Annotated in this window: 16 protein-coding genes; 11 read left to right on the forward strand and 5 right to left on the reverse strand. The window is 70.6% G+C overall.

The window, feature by feature from the left end; translation table 11 throughout:
• Positions 1-20: 20 nt before the first annotated feature.
• From ABS52_15915 to ABS52_15925, 3 genes are read left to right on the forward strand one after another with little or no spacing between them, the layout of a single operon-like run.
• Positions 21-527: a (2Fe-2S)-binding protein gene (locus tag ABS52_15915; protein ID ODT01901.1), complete on the forward strand. Its 507-nt coding sequence runs from the start codon at positions 21-23 to the stop codon at positions 525-527.
• Positions 524-2,992: a hypothetical protein gene (locus tag ABS52_15920; protein ODT01902.1), complete on the forward strand. Its 2,469-nt coding sequence runs from the start codon at positions 524-526 to the stop codon at positions 2,990-2,992. The genes ABS52_15915 and ABS52_15920 overlap by 4 nt, the downstream gene beginning before the upstream one ends.
• A gap of 28 nt (positions 2,993-3,020) precedes the next feature.
• Positions 3,021-3,995, forward strand: coding sequence for a hypothetical protein (locus ABS52_15925; GenBank protein ODT01903.1), 975 nt, complete (start codon positions 3,021-3,023; stop codon positions 3,993-3,995).
• 12 nt (positions 3,996-4,007) lie between these two features.
• Here the strand turns inward: ABS52_15925 and ABS52_15930 are convergent, their stop codons facing one another.
• On the reverse strand, positions 4,008-4,313 hold the full coding sequence (locus tag ABS52_15930; GenBank protein ID ODT01904.1) for a hypothetical protein: 306 nt from the start codon (positions 4,311-4,313) through the stop codon (positions 4,008-4,010).
• Between the two features lie 2 nt (positions 4,314-4,315).
• Positions 4,316-4,921, reverse strand: a complete 606-nt coding sequence (locus ABS52_15935) for a hypothetical protein (protein ID ODT01905.1) — start codon at positions 4,919-4,921, stop codon at positions 4,316-4,318.
• Between the two features lie 241 nt (positions 4,922-5,162).
• Between ABS52_15935 and ABS52_15940 the strand changes: the two genes are divergently transcribed.
• Positions 5,163-5,669 carry a hypothetical protein gene (locus ABS52_15940; GenBank protein ODT01906.1) on the forward strand — a complete coding sequence of 169 codons (507 nt, stop codon included), beginning with the start codon at positions 5,163-5,165 and terminating at the stop codon, positions 5,667-5,669.
• A 15-nt stretch (positions 5,670-5,684) separates the two neighbouring features.
• Here the strand turns inward: ABS52_15940 and ABS52_15945 are convergent, their stop codons facing one another.
• Positions 5,685-6,695, reverse strand: a complete 1,011-nt coding sequence (locus ABS52_15945) for a hypothetical protein (GenBank protein ID ODT01907.1) — start codon at positions 6,693-6,695, stop codon at positions 5,685-5,687.
• Between the two features lie 126 nt (positions 6,696-6,821).
• Here ABS52_15945 and ABS52_15950 point away from each other — a divergent pair, with 126 nt between their 5' ends.
• The 3 genes from ABS52_15950 to ABS52_15960 all read left to right on the forward strand — a co-directional run bounded on the left by ABS52_15950 (position 6,822) and on the right by ABS52_15960 (position 10,200).
• A complete protein-coding gene (locus tag ABS52_15950; GenBank protein ODT01908.1) occupies positions 6,822-7,802 on the forward strand; it encodes a hypothetical protein in 981 nt (326 codons plus the stop codon).
• A gap of 51 nt (positions 7,803-7,853) precedes the next feature.
• Positions 7,854-9,140 (forward strand): hypothetical protein, encoded by a 1,287-nt coding sequence (locus ABS52_15955; protein ODT01909.1) that lies wholly within the window; start codon positions 7,854-7,856, stop codon positions 9,138-9,140.
• A gap of 82 nt (positions 9,141-9,222) precedes the next feature.
• Complete coding sequence (locus tag ABS52_15960; protein ODT01910.1) at positions 9,223-10,200, forward strand: hypothetical protein; 978 nt, start codon at positions 9,223-9,225, stop codon at positions 10,198-10,200.
• A 31-nt stretch (positions 10,201-10,231) separates the two neighbouring features.
• Here the strand turns inward: ABS52_15960 and ABS52_15965 are convergent, their stop codons facing one another.
• On the reverse strand, positions 10,232-11,209 hold the full coding sequence (locus tag ABS52_15965) for a hypothetical protein (GenBank protein ODT01911.1): 978 nt from the start codon (positions 11,207-11,209) through the stop codon (positions 10,232-10,234).
• Positions 11,196-11,969, reverse strand: a complete 774-nt coding sequence (locus ABS52_15970) for a hypothetical protein (GenBank protein ODT01912.1) — start codon at positions 11,967-11,969, stop codon at positions 11,196-11,198. The genes ABS52_15965 and ABS52_15970 overlap by 14 nt, the downstream gene beginning before the upstream one ends.
• A gap of 250 nt (positions 11,970-12,219) precedes the next feature.
• Here ABS52_15970 and ABS52_15975 point away from each other — a divergent pair, with 250 nt between their 5' ends.
• From ABS52_15975 to ABS52_15990, 4 genes are read left to right on the forward strand one after another with little or no spacing between them, the layout of a single operon-like run.
• Positions 12,220-13,788 (forward strand): hypothetical protein, encoded by a 1,569-nt coding sequence (locus ABS52_15975; GenBank protein ODT01913.1) that lies wholly within the window; start codon positions 12,220-12,222, stop codon positions 13,786-13,788.
• Positions 13,785-14,795 (forward strand): hypothetical protein, encoded by a 1,011-nt coding sequence (locus tag ABS52_15980; GenBank protein ODT01914.1) that lies wholly within the window; start codon positions 13,785-13,787, stop codon positions 14,793-14,795. Before ABS52_15975 ends, ABS52_15980 begins: the two co-directional genes overlap by 4 nt.
• Before the next feature lie 38 nt (positions 14,796-14,833).
• Positions 14,834-15,865, forward strand: a complete 1,032-nt coding sequence (locus ABS52_15985; GenBank protein ID ODT01915.1) for a hypothetical protein — start codon at positions 14,834-14,836, stop codon at positions 15,863-15,865.
• Positions 15,866-15,888: 23 nt separating this feature from the next.
• Positions 15,889-16,260: a hypothetical protein gene (locus tag ABS52_15990; protein ID ODT01916.1), complete on the forward strand. Its 372-nt coding sequence runs from the start codon at positions 15,889-15,891 to the stop codon at positions 16,258-16,260.
• Positions 16,261-16,349 lie beyond the last annotated feature (89 nt).

Consider the following 16,349-nt stretch of genomic DNA (forward strand, 5'->3'; position numbering starts at 1 on the left):
TCTCCCCTAGATGGACAGCCATGCGTTTCACCGTGAATGAGCAGGTGCGTGACGTGGCCCCCGAGCCGCACGAGTCGCTGCTGACCACGCTGCGCGACCGCCTCTTCCTCACCGGGGCCAAGCCCGGGTGCGAACGCGGAGAGTGCGGGGCTTGCACGGTGCTCGTGAACGGAGAGCCGGTGCTGTCGTGCCTCACGCTCACGCAGGGGTGCGAGGGGGATGCGATCACGACCATCGAGGGGGTGGCCCGGGGCGACGCGTTGCACCCGTTGCAGGAGGCGTTCATCGCCCACGACGCGGTGCAGTGCGGCTTCTGCACCCCGGGGCAGGTCCTCGCGGCCTTCGCCCTCCTGGCGCGCGACCCGTCGCCCAGCGATGCGGCGATCGCCCGCGCGATGAGCGCCAACCTCTGCCGGTGCGGGACGTATCCCAAGATCGTGCGGGCGATCCATGCCGCCGCGGCAGCGATGGCCGATGCGACGATGGCCGATGCGGCGCGAGTGACCGGCGCGGACGGCCGGCCGTGAGCGTGCCTAACGATTCGCCGCGCAAGCGGTTCGTCACCACCACCGTCGAGGTCGAGGGGCGGACGGAGGCGAAGGTGCTGGAGGTGCCGGCCACCGAGCCGGCCCCCTGGGGAGCGGACGCCGAGCTGTCCATCGTCGGGGCGCGCATTCCGCGCGTCGACGCCCGCGACAAGGTGACGGGGCGGGCCCGGTACACCGCCGACCTCCAGCGTCCGGGGATGCTGCATGCGGCGTTCGTCCGCGCCGAGGTGGCGCGCGGGACGGTGACCGCCATCGACGCGGCGGCCGCCTTGCAGCTGCCGGGGGTCGTCGGCGTCCTCACCGCCGCCGACCTCCCCCGCCCCATGAAGGCCGGCGGAATCCCCCTGTTCGGGGCGGCGGTGCTGTATCCGTTCCAGCCCGTGGCCGCGGTCTGCGCCGAGTCGCGCGAGGCGGCGCTGGCCGCGGCGGCGGCGGTGCGGGTGACGGTCGACGCGGCGCCGTTCGCCATCACCTTCGAGGACGCCACTGCCCCCGGCGCCCCCCTGGTGCGCGGGAGCTCCAACCTCCTGCGCGGTTCGCCGCAGGTGACCGAGCGCGGCGACGTGGCGCGCGCCCTGGCCGGGGCGGAGGTGACGGTGACGCGCGAGTACCGGACGCCGTCGGCGCTGCACACCCCGCTCGAGCCGCACGCCGCGGTGGCGGAGTGGGACGGCGACCGGGTGACCATCTGGGAGTCGACGCAGGGGGTGTACCGGGTGCGCGACGAGGTGGCCACGGCGCTGGGGCTCCCCCGGTCGCACGTGCGGGTCATCAAGGAACACATGGGAGGGGGCTTCGGGGCCAAGAACAACGCCGGGGCCCATACCCTGGTGGCGGCGCTCCTGGCGCGGCGCACGGGGCGGGCGGTCCGGTGCGTCCCCACGCGTCACGAGGAGCAGGGCGACGGCGGGCACCGCCCCCCTTCGCGCCAGGTGGTGACGCTGGGGGCGCGGCGCGACGGGACGCTGGTGGCGATCGATGTGACGTGCGAGGTCCCGTTGGGCGCGGCGGGGTGGGAGGGGAGTCCGGCGGCGATCTACCGCGAGCTGTACCACTGCCCCAACGTGCGGACGCACGAGACGTTCGCCTGGGTCAACACGCAGCCGATGATGGCCTTCCGCGCGCCGGGGCACGTGGAGGGGGCGTTCGCCCTGGAGCGGACGATGGACGTGCTGGCGCGCGCGCTGGGGATGGACCCGCTGGCGTTGCGGCTGCGGAACTTCGCCGAGCGCGACGAGGCCAGGGACCGGGCGTACTCGTCGAACCGGCTGCGGGAGTGCTACGAGGCGGGGGCGAGGCGTTTCGGGTGGAAGGGGTGGGGGGAGGATGCGAGGGGGAAGGAAGTGGTACGGGGGGAGGGCGGGAGCGGGGATACGTTGTTGTCGGGGGGGGGCCCCGTCGCGCGCGCCGACGCCCGGGCCGCCGACGCCCCAGCCGCCGACGCCCCGCCCGCCGACGCCGGGGCCGCCGACGATCGATCCCGGCCCTCCTCCGCCAGCCGCAACCTCCGTCGCGGCACCGGCATGGCCGCCTGCGTCTGGGGAGCCGGTGGCGGTCCCCCCGCCTACGCCACCGTCCGCCTCAACTCCGACGCCACCGTCGACGTCCTCACCGGCACGCAGGACCTCGGCACCGGCGCCCGCACCATCCTGGCCCAGCTGGCCGCCGAATCGTTAGGCGCGCGCTTCGCCGACGTGCGCGTCATCCTCGGCGACACCGAGCGCACCCCCTACGCCGGCAACTCGTGGGGGTCGATGACCACCGCCTCGGTCGGCCCCGCCGTCCGCGCCGCCGCCGACGAGGCGCGCCACACCCTCCTCGACGCGGCCAGCGAGCTCCTCGAGTGCCACCCCGACGACCTCGTCGCCCGCGACTCGATCGTCGCCACCCGCGACGGCGCGCGCCGCCTGGCCTTCGGCGAGATCACCCGCAAGCTCGGCAACGTCATGATCATGGGGCACGGGAGCCGCGGCCCCAATCCCGACAACGTGGGGCTCATGTCGTTCGGCGCCCAGTTCGCCGAGGTGGAAGTCGACGCCGACACCGGCGTCGTCCGCGTGCTGCGCATCGTGGCCGCCCACGACGCGGGGCGCATCATCAACCCGCTCCTCGCCGAGAGCCAGCTGGAAGGGGGGATCCTCCAGGGGCTCGGCTTCGCCCTGTTCGAGGAGCGACGCCTGGACCCGGCCACCGGCCGCCCGCTCAACGCCTCGATGCACGAGTACCGGATCCCGACCCTGGCCGACGTCCCGGTCATCGACGCCGTCTGCGTGGCGGGGAGCGACACCGTGGCCAACCACGTGGGGGCGCGGGGGCTCGCCGAGCCTCCCATCATCCCCACCGCCCCGGCCATCGCCAACGCCGTGGCCGACGCGTTAGGCGTCGAGCCCGCCGAGCTCCCGCTCACCCCGTGGCGCGTGCTGGAGGCGCTGCGTCGCGCGTGACCACGGCGCCCGCCGGCGAGGCGCGGGGGTGCGGGTGACGCGCGCGCTCCGCACGCGGCTGGCGGCCACCATTGCGGCTGGCGGCTACGGCGGCGTCCTCGCGTGGGCCCTCGCCGCCCGTCCGGGGTTCTTCGGCGACCACCTCGCCTGGTGGTTCGGCGCCCGCGTCCTCCTGGCCGGCGGGAACCCCTACGCCACCCTCCCCTCGGGCCCCCCGTACCACATCGCCGACCCGCTCTTCTACCCCCTCACCGCCCTCGTCGCCGCCGTCCCCTTCACGCCATTTCCGCTGGCCCTCTCGCACGCCCTCTTCGTGGCGCTGGGGAGCGCGCTGTTGGGGTGGGGGCTCGCCCCGCGCGGCTGGCTCCACCTGGCGCTGGTCCTCCTCTCCTTCCCCTTCCTGATGGCGGCCAACCTGGGGCAATGGTCGCCCTACATCGCCGCCGCCGCGCTGACCCCGGCGCTGGGGTGGCTCGTGGCCTGCAAGCCCAACCTCGGCCTCGCCGCCATGGCCTGGCGCCCCTCCTGGGCGATGATCGTCGGGGGGGCAGCCTTCGCCGCCCTCACCCTGCTGGTGATGCCATCCTGGCCGCTGGAGTGGCTCGCCTCCGTCCGCTCGGGGCACGCCCACCCCTCGCCCCTGCGCACCCTCCTCGGCCTCCCGGTGCTCCTGGCGCTCCTCCGCTGGCGCTCCGCCGACGCGCGACTCGTCATCGCCATGGCGGCGCTCCCGCAAACCGCGCTCTTCGCCGACCAACTCCTCCTCTTCCTGGTCCCGAAGTCACGCCGCGAGCTCATGTTCCTCGCCTTCACCAGCATCGTCGGCGGACTCCTCTTCACGTTGCACCTGCGGGGGAGCACCGACCCCGCCCGCCTCCTCGACCTGCGCTACGTGATGCTGGCGATGTACTGGCCCGCGGTGGCGATCATCCTCGCGCGACGTGATGCCGTGGCACGCGACGCCGAGCCGCCCGATGCCCGTCCGCGCCCCCCGGCACCCTGACGGGCCCGCCCCCTACTTCCACGGTGGCAGCTTCCGCGGCTCCCGCCACAGCTCCGGATTGTGCCGGTACAGCGTCACCTTGCGCCCGATGGCCTGGATCACCTCCGCGCCTAACGACTCGGCCATCTCGCCGGCCAGCTCCTTCGGCGACGCCTCGATCGTGCGGGCGATCGCGACCTTCACCAGCTCGTGCGTGCGCAACGCGTCATCGAGCGCCCCCAGCGCGGTGTCGGTGAGCCCCTGGTGCCCGATGTGCACCATCGGGTCGAGGTGATGCGCCTCGGCGCGCAACTCGGCACGTTCCTTTCCTTTCATCATGATCAGCGGGCCCGCCCTTCCCTGGCGAGGTATGGTCGCGGGTTCAACGGGTCGCCATCCCACCAGCGTCCGTTCCCCTTGTACAACAGCACCTGGAAATGGAGATGCGGCGTGTTGGGCGGCGCATTCCCCGTCGTACCAACGTAGCCGATCACGTCCCCGGGCTGCAGCGCCTGCCCCTCCGCCAATCCCTTGGCGTAGCGGTCGAGGTGCGCGTAGTAGTACACGAAACGCTCGTCGGCGTCGAGCACGTACACCGTGAGTCCGCCAAGGGTGTTCGACCGCACCTTCCACACCTTCCCCGCGCCGGCGCTCACCACCGGCGTCCCGCGCGGCGCCATGATGTCGAGCGCCGAGTGGATGCGCTGCCCGCGCCTGGCGGTGAAGGTGTCGGCGACGCGCTCGGGGGCGACCCCCGCCACCGGGACCATGAGGCGCTTGGACGCGAGCAGGCGCGCCACCTCGCCCGCGGGCACCCCCGCCGTCGCCGGGTTCGCCGGGATCGGGAGCTCCATCGGGTCGGGAGCCGGGTCGGCCGGCCCCGGGAGCGGCCTCAGCCCGGGCGAACAGGCGGCGAGCAGGAGCGCAGCCAGGGAGAGGGGGACCATCGCCCCCCGACCCCTTCCGACGGCAGCGGCAGGCGAGTCGCCCGGCGTCCGGCGCGGCGTATGCTGTCCCAAACCACGGCCAGCGGACCGTCCCACCGCCGGGACAGGGGCCGCACCCGCCACCGTGTCCTCCACTGGGATGGGACGGGGAAAGGGGAACGGCACGGTTCGTTCGTAGGGTGGACGATGCACCTGCCGGATTCGCTCTCCACGGCATCGCCACGTCACTCGGAGGAGTTCCATGCCCCTCGCTCGTTCGTCGCCCGTTCGTCGCTCGCTGGTACGCGTCTTCACTCCCCTGCTCCTCGTCACGTTGGCGCTCGCCTCATCGGCGTGCACCGTCATCACCGGGATCGACGACGACTGGGGCCTGGAGCAACGCGACCTCGATCGCGCGCGGCGCACCTGGTCCGCCAACTTCATCGACGACTACGAGTACGTCGTGCGCCGCGACTGCTTCTGCACCCTGGGCGGCGTCGCCGTCCGCATCGTGGTCCAGAACCACCAGGTCATCTCCCGCGAGATCGACGGGTCGTTCACCCCCGTTCCCTCGTCGCTCGCCTACCTCTACCCGACCGTCGACGGGCTCTTCGCCATCATCCAGGATGCGCTCGACCGTCGCGCGGACCGCGTCGATGCCAGCTACGACCGCGCCTACGGCTTCCCGACCGACTTCTACATCGACTACAACCGGCGGATCGCCGACGACGAGGAAGGATACACCCTCATCCGCTTTCGTGCGCTGTAGCGCCCTCGCCGCCGCCTAACGTTCCCAGGAGAAGCCGGCCGCCAGCCGCTCGAAGCGTCCGGCGTCGGTGAGCCTCAGGATCACCGTGCCGCCCCCGCGCGGGGTCCAGGCGCGGGCGGCGAGGTCGTCGACGCCGTCGCCGTCCGCATCCAGGGCGTGCAGGGCCTCGTGGGCGCGGAAGCGCAGGTCGCGCACCGGGGCCCCCTGCACGGTGGAATCGCCCACCAGGAGGACGCGCTCGCGCACCCACTCGTAGTCGCCGGCGTACAAGGTGACGATCACCGCCCCGCGCCACCGGGCAAAGCACCCCGCCGCCACGCTGCGCCTGGCCCTGAGCGCCCCCTTGAGGCGGGGGTAGATGGGCTGGTCTGGCGACGAGCGCAGCGAGTCCTCGGCCAGCCTGGCCAGCTGCGCCATGCGGTCCAGGAGGGCGCGGTCCGGCGTGCGGTCGCACGCCGCCGGGGCGGTAGAGCCCGGGGCCGACACGCGCTGTGCGGAGACGACCAGCGGATCGGTCGCGCGGGCGATGGAGTCCACCAGCGGCGACACCTCGAGCGTTGCCACGATGCGTCCGTTCCACGTGTCGAAGCCGCTCACCGTGGCATCGTCGCTCCCCCACGCCCCGCGCAGGCGGAAGCGGGTCCCGACGGGGACGGGCGACCTCGCCGCGGCGGCGGTGCGAAAGGCGGCCAGCCGCGTGGGATCCTTCTTGAGGTCGATGTCGAGACGCCCCAGGTCCACGAGCAGCCGCCTGGCGCGTCCCGCCGCCGCAAACCACTCTTGCCCCAGGGGGACGAAGACGAGACGTTGTGCGATGGTGTCGGCGAGCGGCGCCAGCCGCGGCACCTCCCGTGCCTGGGGGGAGCCGGGCGACGCCGCAACCGCCGTGTCCTCCGCCACCGCCGTCGAGTCGACGCCTGCCGGCGTCGGAGGTGCGATCGCGGAGACGGAATCGCCGACGCCCTGGCGTGCGGACGGGTCGGCATCCCCGGCCGGGGCGCAGGCGGCGAGCGTGAGGGCGAGCACTCCGGCCAGGCCGGTGCCTAACGCGTAGGGAAGGACTCTCACGACTGGGCGGCGCGACGGCTCCGGAGGGGGCATCACGCCGGGAACTTAGCGCCCTCCGCTCCCCACTGAAACTCCACGCGCCGCATGTCGCCGTTCCAGTATCGCCGCCCCGGCTCCCTCGCAGAAGCGACCTCGCTCCTCCGCCTCCCCGGGGCGTACCCGCTCGGCGGGGGGACCGACCTCCTCCCGCTGCAACGGGATGCGCTCGCATCGCCGGCGCTCGTCGTCGACGTGCGGCGGCTCCCCGGGGCCGCGCAGGTGCAATGGCTCGCCGACGGGGGAGTGCGGATCGGTGCGGCGGCGCGCCTGGCGCACCTGTCCCGCAACGCGGCGTTGCGCAGTGCCGTTCCGCTCCTGGCCGAGAGCTGCGCCGCCGTGGGCGGGGAGGCGCTGCGCCACATGGGGACGCTGGGCGGGAACCTGTGCCAGCGAGTGCGCTGCTGGTACTTCCGCAGCGGGCTCTCGTGCCACAAGAACGGGGGCGACCGCTGCCGGGCGGCGGTGGGGGAGAACCAGTACCACGCCATCTTCGGGAGCGGCCCCTGCGTGGCGGTACACCCATCGGACCCGGCGGTGGCGCTCACCGCCCTGGAGGCGGTCGTGCACGTGGCGGGAGGCGAGGGAGAGCGCGAGGTCGCCATCGCGGACTTCTACGCCCGGGCCCACCTCCCCGGGGACCGCGAGACGGTACTTGCACCTGGCGAGATGGTCACCGCAGTGACCATCCCGGCGGCCTCCTGCGGCGGGGTGCAGCACTTCGAGAAGGTGACGCAGCGCGCGGCCTTCGACTTCGCCCTGGTGTCGGTGGCGGCCCTCCGGCGCACCGACGGCGAGGTGCGCCTGGTGCTGGGAGGGGTGGCGTCGCACCCGTGGCGGGTGACCGACTCCATCGAGGAGGACGTCGGCTCCGGGGGGTTGAGCGACGACGACGTCGAGACGCTGGCGCAGCGGGCGTTGTACGATGCGGCGCCGCTGGCGCACAACGGATACAAGGTGGACATCGCGGCGGCGGTGCTGCAACGGGCGATGCGGGTCCTTTTGCAGGGAGACGGCGCGCCCGCTTAGCTTGAGCCGGCATCCGCGGTTTGGACGGTGCACTCACACACACGGGAGTCCATGCGAGTTCTCTGGGCGGTCGTCAAGCGGGAGTATCTCGAGCGCGTGCGGACGCGGTGGTTCCTGGTGGCCACGCTGTTCGGCCCGTTCCTCTTCGCGGCGCTGATGTTCCTCCCCGCCTACATGGGGCAGCGGACCAAGGCGTCGGACGACGTGAGCCGGATCCGCATCCTCGACGCCACGGGGACGAACCTCGGGGAGCTGGTCGCATTCGACCTGGGTGGCGGCATCACCGGTGACCCGTCGGCCACCCGGGTGGTGCGGGTCACGGAGGCGGGGCTCGCCGCCGCCGAGTCGACCGCGACCGCCGACGTGGCCGCTCGTCGCCTCAAGGGGTACCTCGTCTTTCCGTCGCGCCTCCTGGTGGAGGGGGGCGCCCGCTATGCAGGGGTCAACGCGACGGCGCTGGCCGACATGGACTTCCTGCGCGGGGTGGTGCAGCGCCGGGTGCTGGCCGCACAGCTGCAAGCCGAGGGGGTCAGCGAGGCGTCGGCCGAGCGCATCACGCGAACGCGCGTGCAGCTCAAGGCCGACCGGATCACGGCGAGCGGGCGGGCCGGGTCGGGTCGACTGTCGCTCGTGTTCGCCATCGGCGTGGCCATGCTCCTGTACATGACGATCCTCCTGTACGGGCAGAACGTGCTGCGCAGCGTGATCGAGGAGAAGACGACGCGTGTCGCCGAGGTGATCGTGGCCAGCGTGCGCCCGGCGACGCTGTTGGCGGGGAAGGTGCTGGGGGTGGGGGCGGTGGGGCTCACGCAGATGGTCATCTGGCTCGCGGCATCGCTGCTGCTGGCGCGGTATCGCGGGGGCCTCCTGCGGGCGCTTGGGCTCGCGGCGTCGCCGATCCAGCTCCCCGAGATCGGGGTGGGGATGGCGGTCGTTCTCCTGCTGTACTTCCTGCTGGGGTACATCCTCTATTCATCGCTCTTTGCCGCAGTGGGTGCGATGACGACCAGCGAGGCCGAGGCACAGCAGGCGCAAATGCCCATCGTCCTGCTGCTGGTGGCCGGCGTCATGTTCCTGCAGCCAGTGCTTGGGGCTCCGGACGGGAGGTTGGCGCAGATGCTGGCGTGGATACCATTCACGGCGCCCATCATGATGCCGCTGCGGATGAGTGCCGCCGAGGTGGCGCCGTGGGACATCGCGCTGTCCATCGTCACGCTCATGGCGGCGTGCTACATCGCCGTGTACCTGGCGGCGCGGATCTATCGCACGGGGATCCTGATGTACGGCAAGCGGGCGACGCTGCGCGAGGTGGCGCAGTGGCTGAAGCGGGCGGGGTGAGGGCGACGAGGATACGGGCTTGAGCGTTCAACCGACGTCGAGAGCACCTGACACATCGATCAGGCTCCCACTGGCGATTCTCGTGGCGGCGCTCGCGGTGCTCTATGTCCATTTTGTGGCCAGCCGCCAACCCCACTTCCAGTCCGATTTCGACCAAATCTGGTATGGGGCACGAGCCCTTCGACTCGGCCAAGACCCATACTCCGTCATCGGGCCGGGGCGCGAGTGGGGCGACTGGCCATGGCCGCTGTACTATCCCCTCCCCGCCCTCCTCCCGGCGCTGCCCCTCTCGTACCTCGACGTCATCACGGCGCGCGCGATATTCGCCTCGGTGTCGGCCGGCTGCTTCACGTTTCTCGTATCGCGAAACGGCTACTCGCACCTGGCGGCGCTGCTGAGCGCCTCGCTACTCTTCGCGGTTTCGTTCGTCCAATTCGCTCCACTGCTCGCGTGTGCCGCAATGTCACCGGCGTTCGGTTGGGTGGTCAGTTGCAAGCCCAATATGGGACTAGCAGTGCTGTCGACGGCGCGCTCGAACAAGTGGCTGGCGGTTTCGGTTGCTCTCTCCGTCGCACTGGTATTGGGATCCTTCGCGCTCCAGCCGACGTGGCCCATGCGATGGTTGGAGGCAATCCGAGGGGGCGAACACTTCACGCCGTACGCGTTGCGACCCGGCGGCGCGCTCCTCCTCCTCGCCCTCATGCGCTGGCGTCGCCCCGAGGCCCGCTGGCTGGCAGCGCTATCGGTCATGCCAGGAACACCGGGCGTCCAGGAGGCGCTGATCCTCTTCACGGTGCCACAGTCACTTAGGAGCATTCTCCTGCTGGCGATCGGCACACACTTCGCCAACTTCTGGGTGCGTCCCCTCGATCAATTCTCGACCTGGATGGACTACGTGAACACCGGCGCGATGGCACTCCTGGCATTCGTCTATCTTCCGTCGTTGATCGCGATCCTGCGGAGACCGAACGAGGGAGAGGCGCCCGAATGGCTTGAGGTAGCCATGCTGCGCATCGGCGCGGGCCTGGCGCGCGCGCGCTCGAGGCTGGCGAGCAGCTGACACGCTCATTGCCTGCATCTCGGGCTTCTGACTAGGGGCGGCCTTCGAGCTGCGTCGGCGCCGTCGGCATGAAGAATCGATGCATGGCCGGGAGGTCGACGTACAGCAGCGCGGCCATCAGCACCGTCGTCCCCACCACGGCCGCCATCAGCCCGCGCTCGCGATACAGGCGCTCCGGCTGCTGGGCGGCGCTGTGCGGGCGGAGCGCCACGCGCAGGTACATCGCCATGACCAGCGCCACCATGGGGAAGGCGAGGATCAACTCCATCCGGTAGCGCATGCAGAAGGCCCCGAAGAAGAGCATCGACGCCGCCGCGTAGAACATCACGGAGACGATGAGCCGGTCGGCAGTGTACCAGGCGAACGACTTCCGATAGGCGGCCGCGCGCGCCGGGTCGTCGATGTTGCGGAACTCGGCGAAGCGCTTGAGCGCCATGAAGTAGCACCCGATCATCCAGTAGCTCAGGAGGAGCGAGACCGGAGGGAGCGTCTCGCTGGTGACGATGAACCATCCCGCCATCATCCGCAGCGGGTTGTTCACCGCCTCCGAGACCACGTCGAGGACCGGCTTGTCCTTGGTACGGATGGGCGGAATGTTGTACAGGCAGGCCATCACCCAGAGCATGCCTAACGTCGCCATGAAGAAGGGCGACACCGTCCACGCGATCGCCATCCCCGCGAGGAACAGGACGAGCCACTGCGCGTAGCCGATGGCGACGTTCACCTCCCCCGCGGGCACCGGGCGGGTGTGCTTGGTGGGGTGGAGGCGGTCGTACGGGGCGTCGAGCAGCTCGTTGAGCGTGTAGTAGCTGGAGGCGATGGTACAAATGGCGAGTGCGCCCACCAGGGTGCGGATGACGAGGGCGCGCCCGTCGACGACGGGGATCGTTCCGATGGCGACGACGATCCCGGGGATGACGAAGACGTTCTTGAACCAGTGGTCGGGGCGCGCGATCTCGAGGTGGGCGCGCAGGCGCGTCCGGAGGAGCGCGCCCTCAGGCGACGACATGCTGCCCGTCCGTGCGGGAGATGGCGGCGCCGGACGTTGCTCGGGCGCGGACCTCCTCGAATTCGCGCTGCCTGATCGCTTCGAGCCGGTCGCTCGCGTACACCCCCCGTAGCTGGTTGGCCTTGATGCGGAATACGTCGACGAAGCCGCGGGCCGCATCGCGCCACAGGCGCACCGACGACGTCTCGTTGTTCCGCAGCTGCACCGGAATGCGGTGGACGTCGAGCTTGTGCTTGAGCGCCAGGTAGATCAGTTCGACGTCGAAGGCGAACCGGTCCAGGCGCTGCAGCCGGAACAGCTCGTCGGCCACGTCGCCCCGCACCCCCTTGAGCCCACACTGCGTGTCGAAGAAGCCGCCGGTCACCATGGTCCCCACGAAGGTGGTGAAGATCGCCGACGCCGCCTTTCGGGCGGGAGTGAGCTCGGCGATGTAGCGGGACTCGGGGAGCGAGCGATCGCCGATGACGACGTGAAAGCCGCGCTCGCGTATGATGGCGGAGATGGTGGGGATGAGGTCGAGGTCGTAGGGGAGGTCGACGTCGGTGAAGATGCGGACATCTCCGGTGGCGGCGAGCATTCCCGCTCGGACGGCGGCCCCCTTGCCGTGGTTGTGCGGAAGCGTGAGCAGGCGAACGCCCGGCAGGTCGTCGAAGGGAGCAACCGGAAAGTCCCCTCCGCCGTCGTCGACCACGATCAGTTCCCAGGAATGTGGAAACTCCGCGAAATACGCCGACAACTGCTCCGCCGACCGACGCGCCAACGCCGCCGCACGGAAGCAAGGGAGAATGACTGAGAGTTCGGGCATCTCGGGGCTGTTCCTCTCCCCTTTCCAGGACGTGGATCAGCGTGGACGCGCCCCTCGTCGAGTGCAAGCCGGGTGCCGCTCCGGCCCACTCCCCGCCATGTCGGGACGACAGACAAGCTGGCCCCTCGGCGACTGATTTGTCGATCCCCGGGATGGATCACAACCTGCGATGTCCATCGGCAGGAAGCTTGCAGTAACCGCCGCCGTGACGCCCCCCTCTCATACACGCCGCCCCCCCGACCTCCTGCTGGCAGGAACGGGCCTGCTGGCGATCCAGCTAGCCACGCTCGCCCTGGCGGATGGGTGGGGGCTCTTCACCACACCGGCGTGGCAGGACGAATACGTCTCGCTCCACGTGGCGGGGCGAGGCTCGGTCGCAGAGAGCCTGCGCGCCCTCGCGCAGGGGGCCGACACCAACGCACCCCTGCTGTATCTGGCGCAGCGCCTTGTTGGATTCATATCCGGGGGGCTCGACCTCACGGGACAGGTGATGCTCCCGTTGCGGCTCCTGAGCTTCGCCTGCGTCTGGGGGACGCTTCTCGGAACCTACGCCCTGTTGCGGCCGAACTTCCCCCACCTGGTCGCCTTCGCCGCCGCCGCTGCCCTCTGGACGCACCCGCTCATCGTGCAGCACGCGTTCGAGGCGCGCTTCTATGGCCCATGGCTGCTCTGCACGGTGCTGTTCGCGCTCGCGGTGTCGCGCGCGGGCGAGTGGCCACCTTCGACTCATCGGCTGGCGATCGCGCTGAGCGCGGCAGCCCTGTGCCTCGTGCACTACTTCGGCGTGATTACCTGGGGAATCATCGTCGTCGCGCAGGGCGTCAACGATGCGCGGGTGAAACCATTCGCGTGGCGGGCGACCGCACGGCGGTTCGCACCCGCGACTGCGGGGCCGTTGGCCCTGGCGATGTGCGTCCCCCTCTACCTGGGGCAGCGACTATCGCTGACCGTCTCCACGTGGATCCAGCCGGCGACCGTGACAAAGGCCGTGCTCTACATGCTCCTCGTGGTGTGGCCGATCGGACTCCTTGGCGGTTCGCTCCGACTCGCCTCGGTCGGGATGCGACCCACGGACGGATCCACTCCGGTATCGGCTTCGGTGCCCACGCGATCGCGGGGTGCGTGGACGCTGCTCGCGCTGGTGCTGCTCCCGGTCATGCTGATCGCCTTCTCGCTCCTCTTCCAGCCGGTGCTCATCGATCGCTACGTTACCGTCGGGGTGCTGGGCGGCGCTCCCGTGATTGCGTGGAGCCTTCGACGGTACCGCACCGGGGGGCATATACTGGCCCTCGCGGTGATGGCCGCCCTCTCGGTGATGGCGATCCGTCATCGCGCATCGCTCAATCGCAAGACGACGGAGACGAACGCACGGATCGCCCGGGACATCTCGACCCATGTCGGGCGAGGCGAGCCGGTCGTGTTCACAGCGCGACGTACTATGTATCCCGTCGTCAGCCTCCTGCCGCACTCCATGGCATCGCAGTTGGCCTTCCCCGACTTCGCGGAATCCATGCGACGGGGCGCGAGCGACTTCGAGATCTTCGAACGCGACGCGGCGCGCGTGCATGCGCGCCTGTACGGCTTCCCGGCACTCCGTCGCATGGAAGACCTTCGCCGCCTCGAGCAATTCCTGCTGGTCACGCGCGAGGACACCTTGGCTTTCGCCGAGCGCTGGTTTGCGGGCTACCGCGCCGAGCGCCTCGCCCCCCATCTCTTCCGCCTTCGGATGGCTGCCCCCCCGGCGACCGAGAGCGGACGCGCCACGACGCCATGAACGGTCGGGCGTCCGCATCCTCGCTGCGCGATCGTCTCGTCCCCGCGCTGCTCATCGGGATCCTCGCCGCCGTCTGGTCGCGACAGCACGCCATCGCGAACCCGGCGTTCACGAGCGACTTCGACCAGGTCTGGGCGGCCGCTGGTGCGTTGTTGCGCGGCGACAATCCGTACGCCGAAGTGGGGCCGCACGCGCCGTTCACCTGGCGCTGGCCGTTGTACTATCCGATGCCGGCGCTCCTCATCGCCGCGCCGCTCGGAGCGCTCCCGGTTGTCGCGGCTCGAGCGATCTTCGCCGGCGTCGGCGCCGCGCTTTTCACGTTCGCGATCTCGCGCGACGGGTGGGGGCGGTGGCCCATCCTGCTGAGCGTCACCTTCTTCGTCAGCATCGACCTGGTGCAATGGTCGCCGTACCTGGCGGCCGCGTTCTACCTGCCCGCGGCCGCACTTCTCGTCCCCGGCAAGCCAAACTTCGCCCTCCCGGTGGTCGGCGGCGCGCGCGATCCCCGCACGTGGCACTTCCTGATACTCGGGGCTGTCCTTCTGGGCGTCGCGTCGTTCGCCGTCCGTCCGACGTGGCTTGCCGAGTGGATGGCGAACGTGCGCGAGGCGCCTCACTTCGTTCCTCCCGTCATGCGACGCGGTGGGGTGTTGCTGCTGCTGGCAGCGCTCCGCTGGCGAAGGGCGGAGGCGCGCTGGTTCCTCGCGCTCTCCGTCATGCCGATGGCGCCGTCGTTCTACGACCAGCTCCTCCTGGTCGCGGTGTGCACCACCTGGTGGGAATCGGCGATCCTGGCGGCGTCGACCTATGTGCTCTACTTCTACGTCGGCGCCAACCTGCCGCAGCCAGACTACGCGGCGTGGGGAGAGCTGGTGGGCGACGCTACCGTCTGGTTCTGCTACCTGCCGATGCTGGCGATCCTGCTGCGAAGACCTAACGAGGGAGGCATCCCGCATCCGCGCGCACTCCTCGTCTCTTGGCGTTCCCCCCGGAAACCCGGCCCGTGAGCGCGCAGCTGGTACCCCGTCGTGACCGCGCCGTCGCGATGCTGGTCGTGGCGCTGTTCACCATGACGTACGCGGCCGCCCGTGCCATCCACGAGCCGGCGTGGTCCACCGACTTCGACCAGCTCTGGCACGCCGCGCGCGCGCTCGTGGCCGGCGGGAACCCCTACGACGTCGTCGGGCCGGGTAAGGCGTTCCAGTGGGATTGGCCGCTCTACTACCCTCTCCCCGCAGTCGTCCTCGCCGCGCCCTTCGCGTGGATGCCGGTGGCGCTGGCACGCGTCGCGTTCAGCACCATCTCGGGCGCCGTCCTGGGATACGCCCTGGGGCCGCGCCTGCGCACCCACTGGCCGCTCCTCCTCAGCGCCGCGTACCTGATCGCCACCTCGCGCACGCAATGGGCCCCACTCGTCCTCGCGACGTTGTGGCTCCCATGGGCGGGGGTGGCGATCGCCGCCAAGCCCAACGTCGGACTCGCCGTCCTGACGGCGCTCCGCGGTCGTCACCTCGTGAACGCCATCGCGGCGGCGGCGGCGATCACGCTTCTCGCGACGGGAATCCACCCGCAGTGGATATCCGAATGGCGCGCCTCGATCGCCGACGCCCCACACATCGTGGCACCGCTGTTCATGCCGTGGGGCTTCCTCCTGGCGCTCGCGGCGCTACGATGGCGTCGCGCCGACGCCCGGCTCCTGCTGGGGCTCGCGCTCCTCCCTCACACGCCCTCCCTCTACGACCTGGTCCCCCTGTTCTTCCTCGCCCGCACGCTGCGCGAGTCGCTCGTACTCGCGGTGCTCACCCACGTCCTGTTCTTCGGCTTCATCGCGTTCAGCGGAGGGCCGACGTTCGATACGTATGCGGCGGCGCTGGGGCGCGCCTCGGTGCTCGTCGTCTACCTCCCCGCACTGGCTGCCGTTCTGTCGCGCCCGAACGTCGAAGTAGAATCACCTGCCGACGAGAACGTCAGCTGGCGCCAAGCGCTTCCCACGACACCTGTCTGCGCCTTGCTCAGTATCGCCCTGCTCATGGGCGCGACGTTTCTCATCTGGCTGCCGCTGGTCACCAGGCGATGAGATCTGGCGGCGCGTCGGCGCGAATGGGCCAGTACGCAGGGGTCGCCTGCTTCGCCGCAATCTGGTTGCTCCTGGCGGTGTTCCTCTTCGCCCCATCGCTGGATCGCCCCATCGACTTGATTGACTTTCACGACATCACCCCGCTCATTCGTGCCAGCGACAGTGCGTGGGACGCTCTCGTTTCTGTCAGTGCGTTGTACCAAAGACATGGACGGCTCAGCGTCGTGAGCTATGCGTACTTCGTCGCCAAGTGGTACGCATTCGGCGATTGGGGCCTCGGATGGCAAATCGTTCGCCTCGTCGAAGTTGCCGTGACAGCGGCGCTCTTCTACCTGCTTCTGCGGCGCCTTGGCGCGGGGCGCACCGGCGCCGCCCTCGCACAATTCTGGACCTGACCCGGTTTGATGGACACCTCACCAGCCCCAAATTGAGGGCGGAGGTGTTCAATGGCAGCACGACGGAAGCAGACCGCAGGGGACCAGCG

This window comes from Gemmatimonadetes bacterium SCN 70-22, from assembly GCA_001724275.1.
In the GTDB taxonomy this organism is placed as follows: domain Bacteria; phylum Gemmatimonadota; class Gemmatimonadetes; order Gemmatimonadales; family Gemmatimonadaceae; genus SCN-70-22.

Excerpts from the sequence above, each read along its gene's own strand:
- ABS52_15915 (ODT01901.1), top strand. The coding sequence starts at position 21 with ATGCGTTTCACCGTGAATGAGCAGGTGCGTGACGTGGCCCCCGAGCCG.
- ABS52_15930 (ODT01904.1), bottom strand. The coding sequence starts at position 4,313 with ATGATGAAAGGAAAGGAACGTGCCGAGTTGCGCGCCGAGGCGCATCAC.
- ABS52_15935 (ODT01905.1), bottom strand. The coding sequence starts at position 4,921 with ATGGTCCCCCTCTCCCTGGCTGCGCTCCTGCTCGCCGCCTGTTCGCCC.
- ABS52_15940 (ODT01906.1), top strand. The coding sequence starts at position 5,163 with ATGCCCCTCGCTCGTTCGTCGCCCGTTCGTCGCTCGCTGGTACGCGTC.
- ABS52_15950 (ODT01908.1), top strand. The coding sequence starts at position 6,822 with ATGTCGCCGTTCCAGTATCGCCGCCCCGGCTCCCTCGCAGAAGCGACC.
- ABS52_15955 (ODT01909.1), top strand. The coding sequence starts at position 7,854 with ATGCGAGTTCTCTGGGCGGTCGTCAAGCGGGAGTATCTCGAGCGCGTG.
- ABS52_15965 (ODT01911.1), bottom strand. The coding sequence starts at position 11,209 with ATGTCGTCGCCTGAGGGCGCGCTCCTCCGGACGCGCCTGCGCGCCCAC.
- ABS52_15980 (ODT01914.1), top strand. The coding sequence starts at position 13,785 with ATGAACGGTCGGGCGTCCGCATCCTCGCTGCGCGATCGTCTCGTCCCC.
- ABS52_15985 (ODT01915.1), top strand. The coding sequence starts at position 14,834 with ATGCTGGTCGTGGCGCTGTTCACCATGACGTACGCGGCCGCCCGTGCC.
- ABS52_15990 (ODT01916.1), top strand. The coding sequence starts at position 15,889 with ATGGGCCAGTACGCAGGGGTCGCCTGCTTCGCCGCAATCTGGTTGCTC.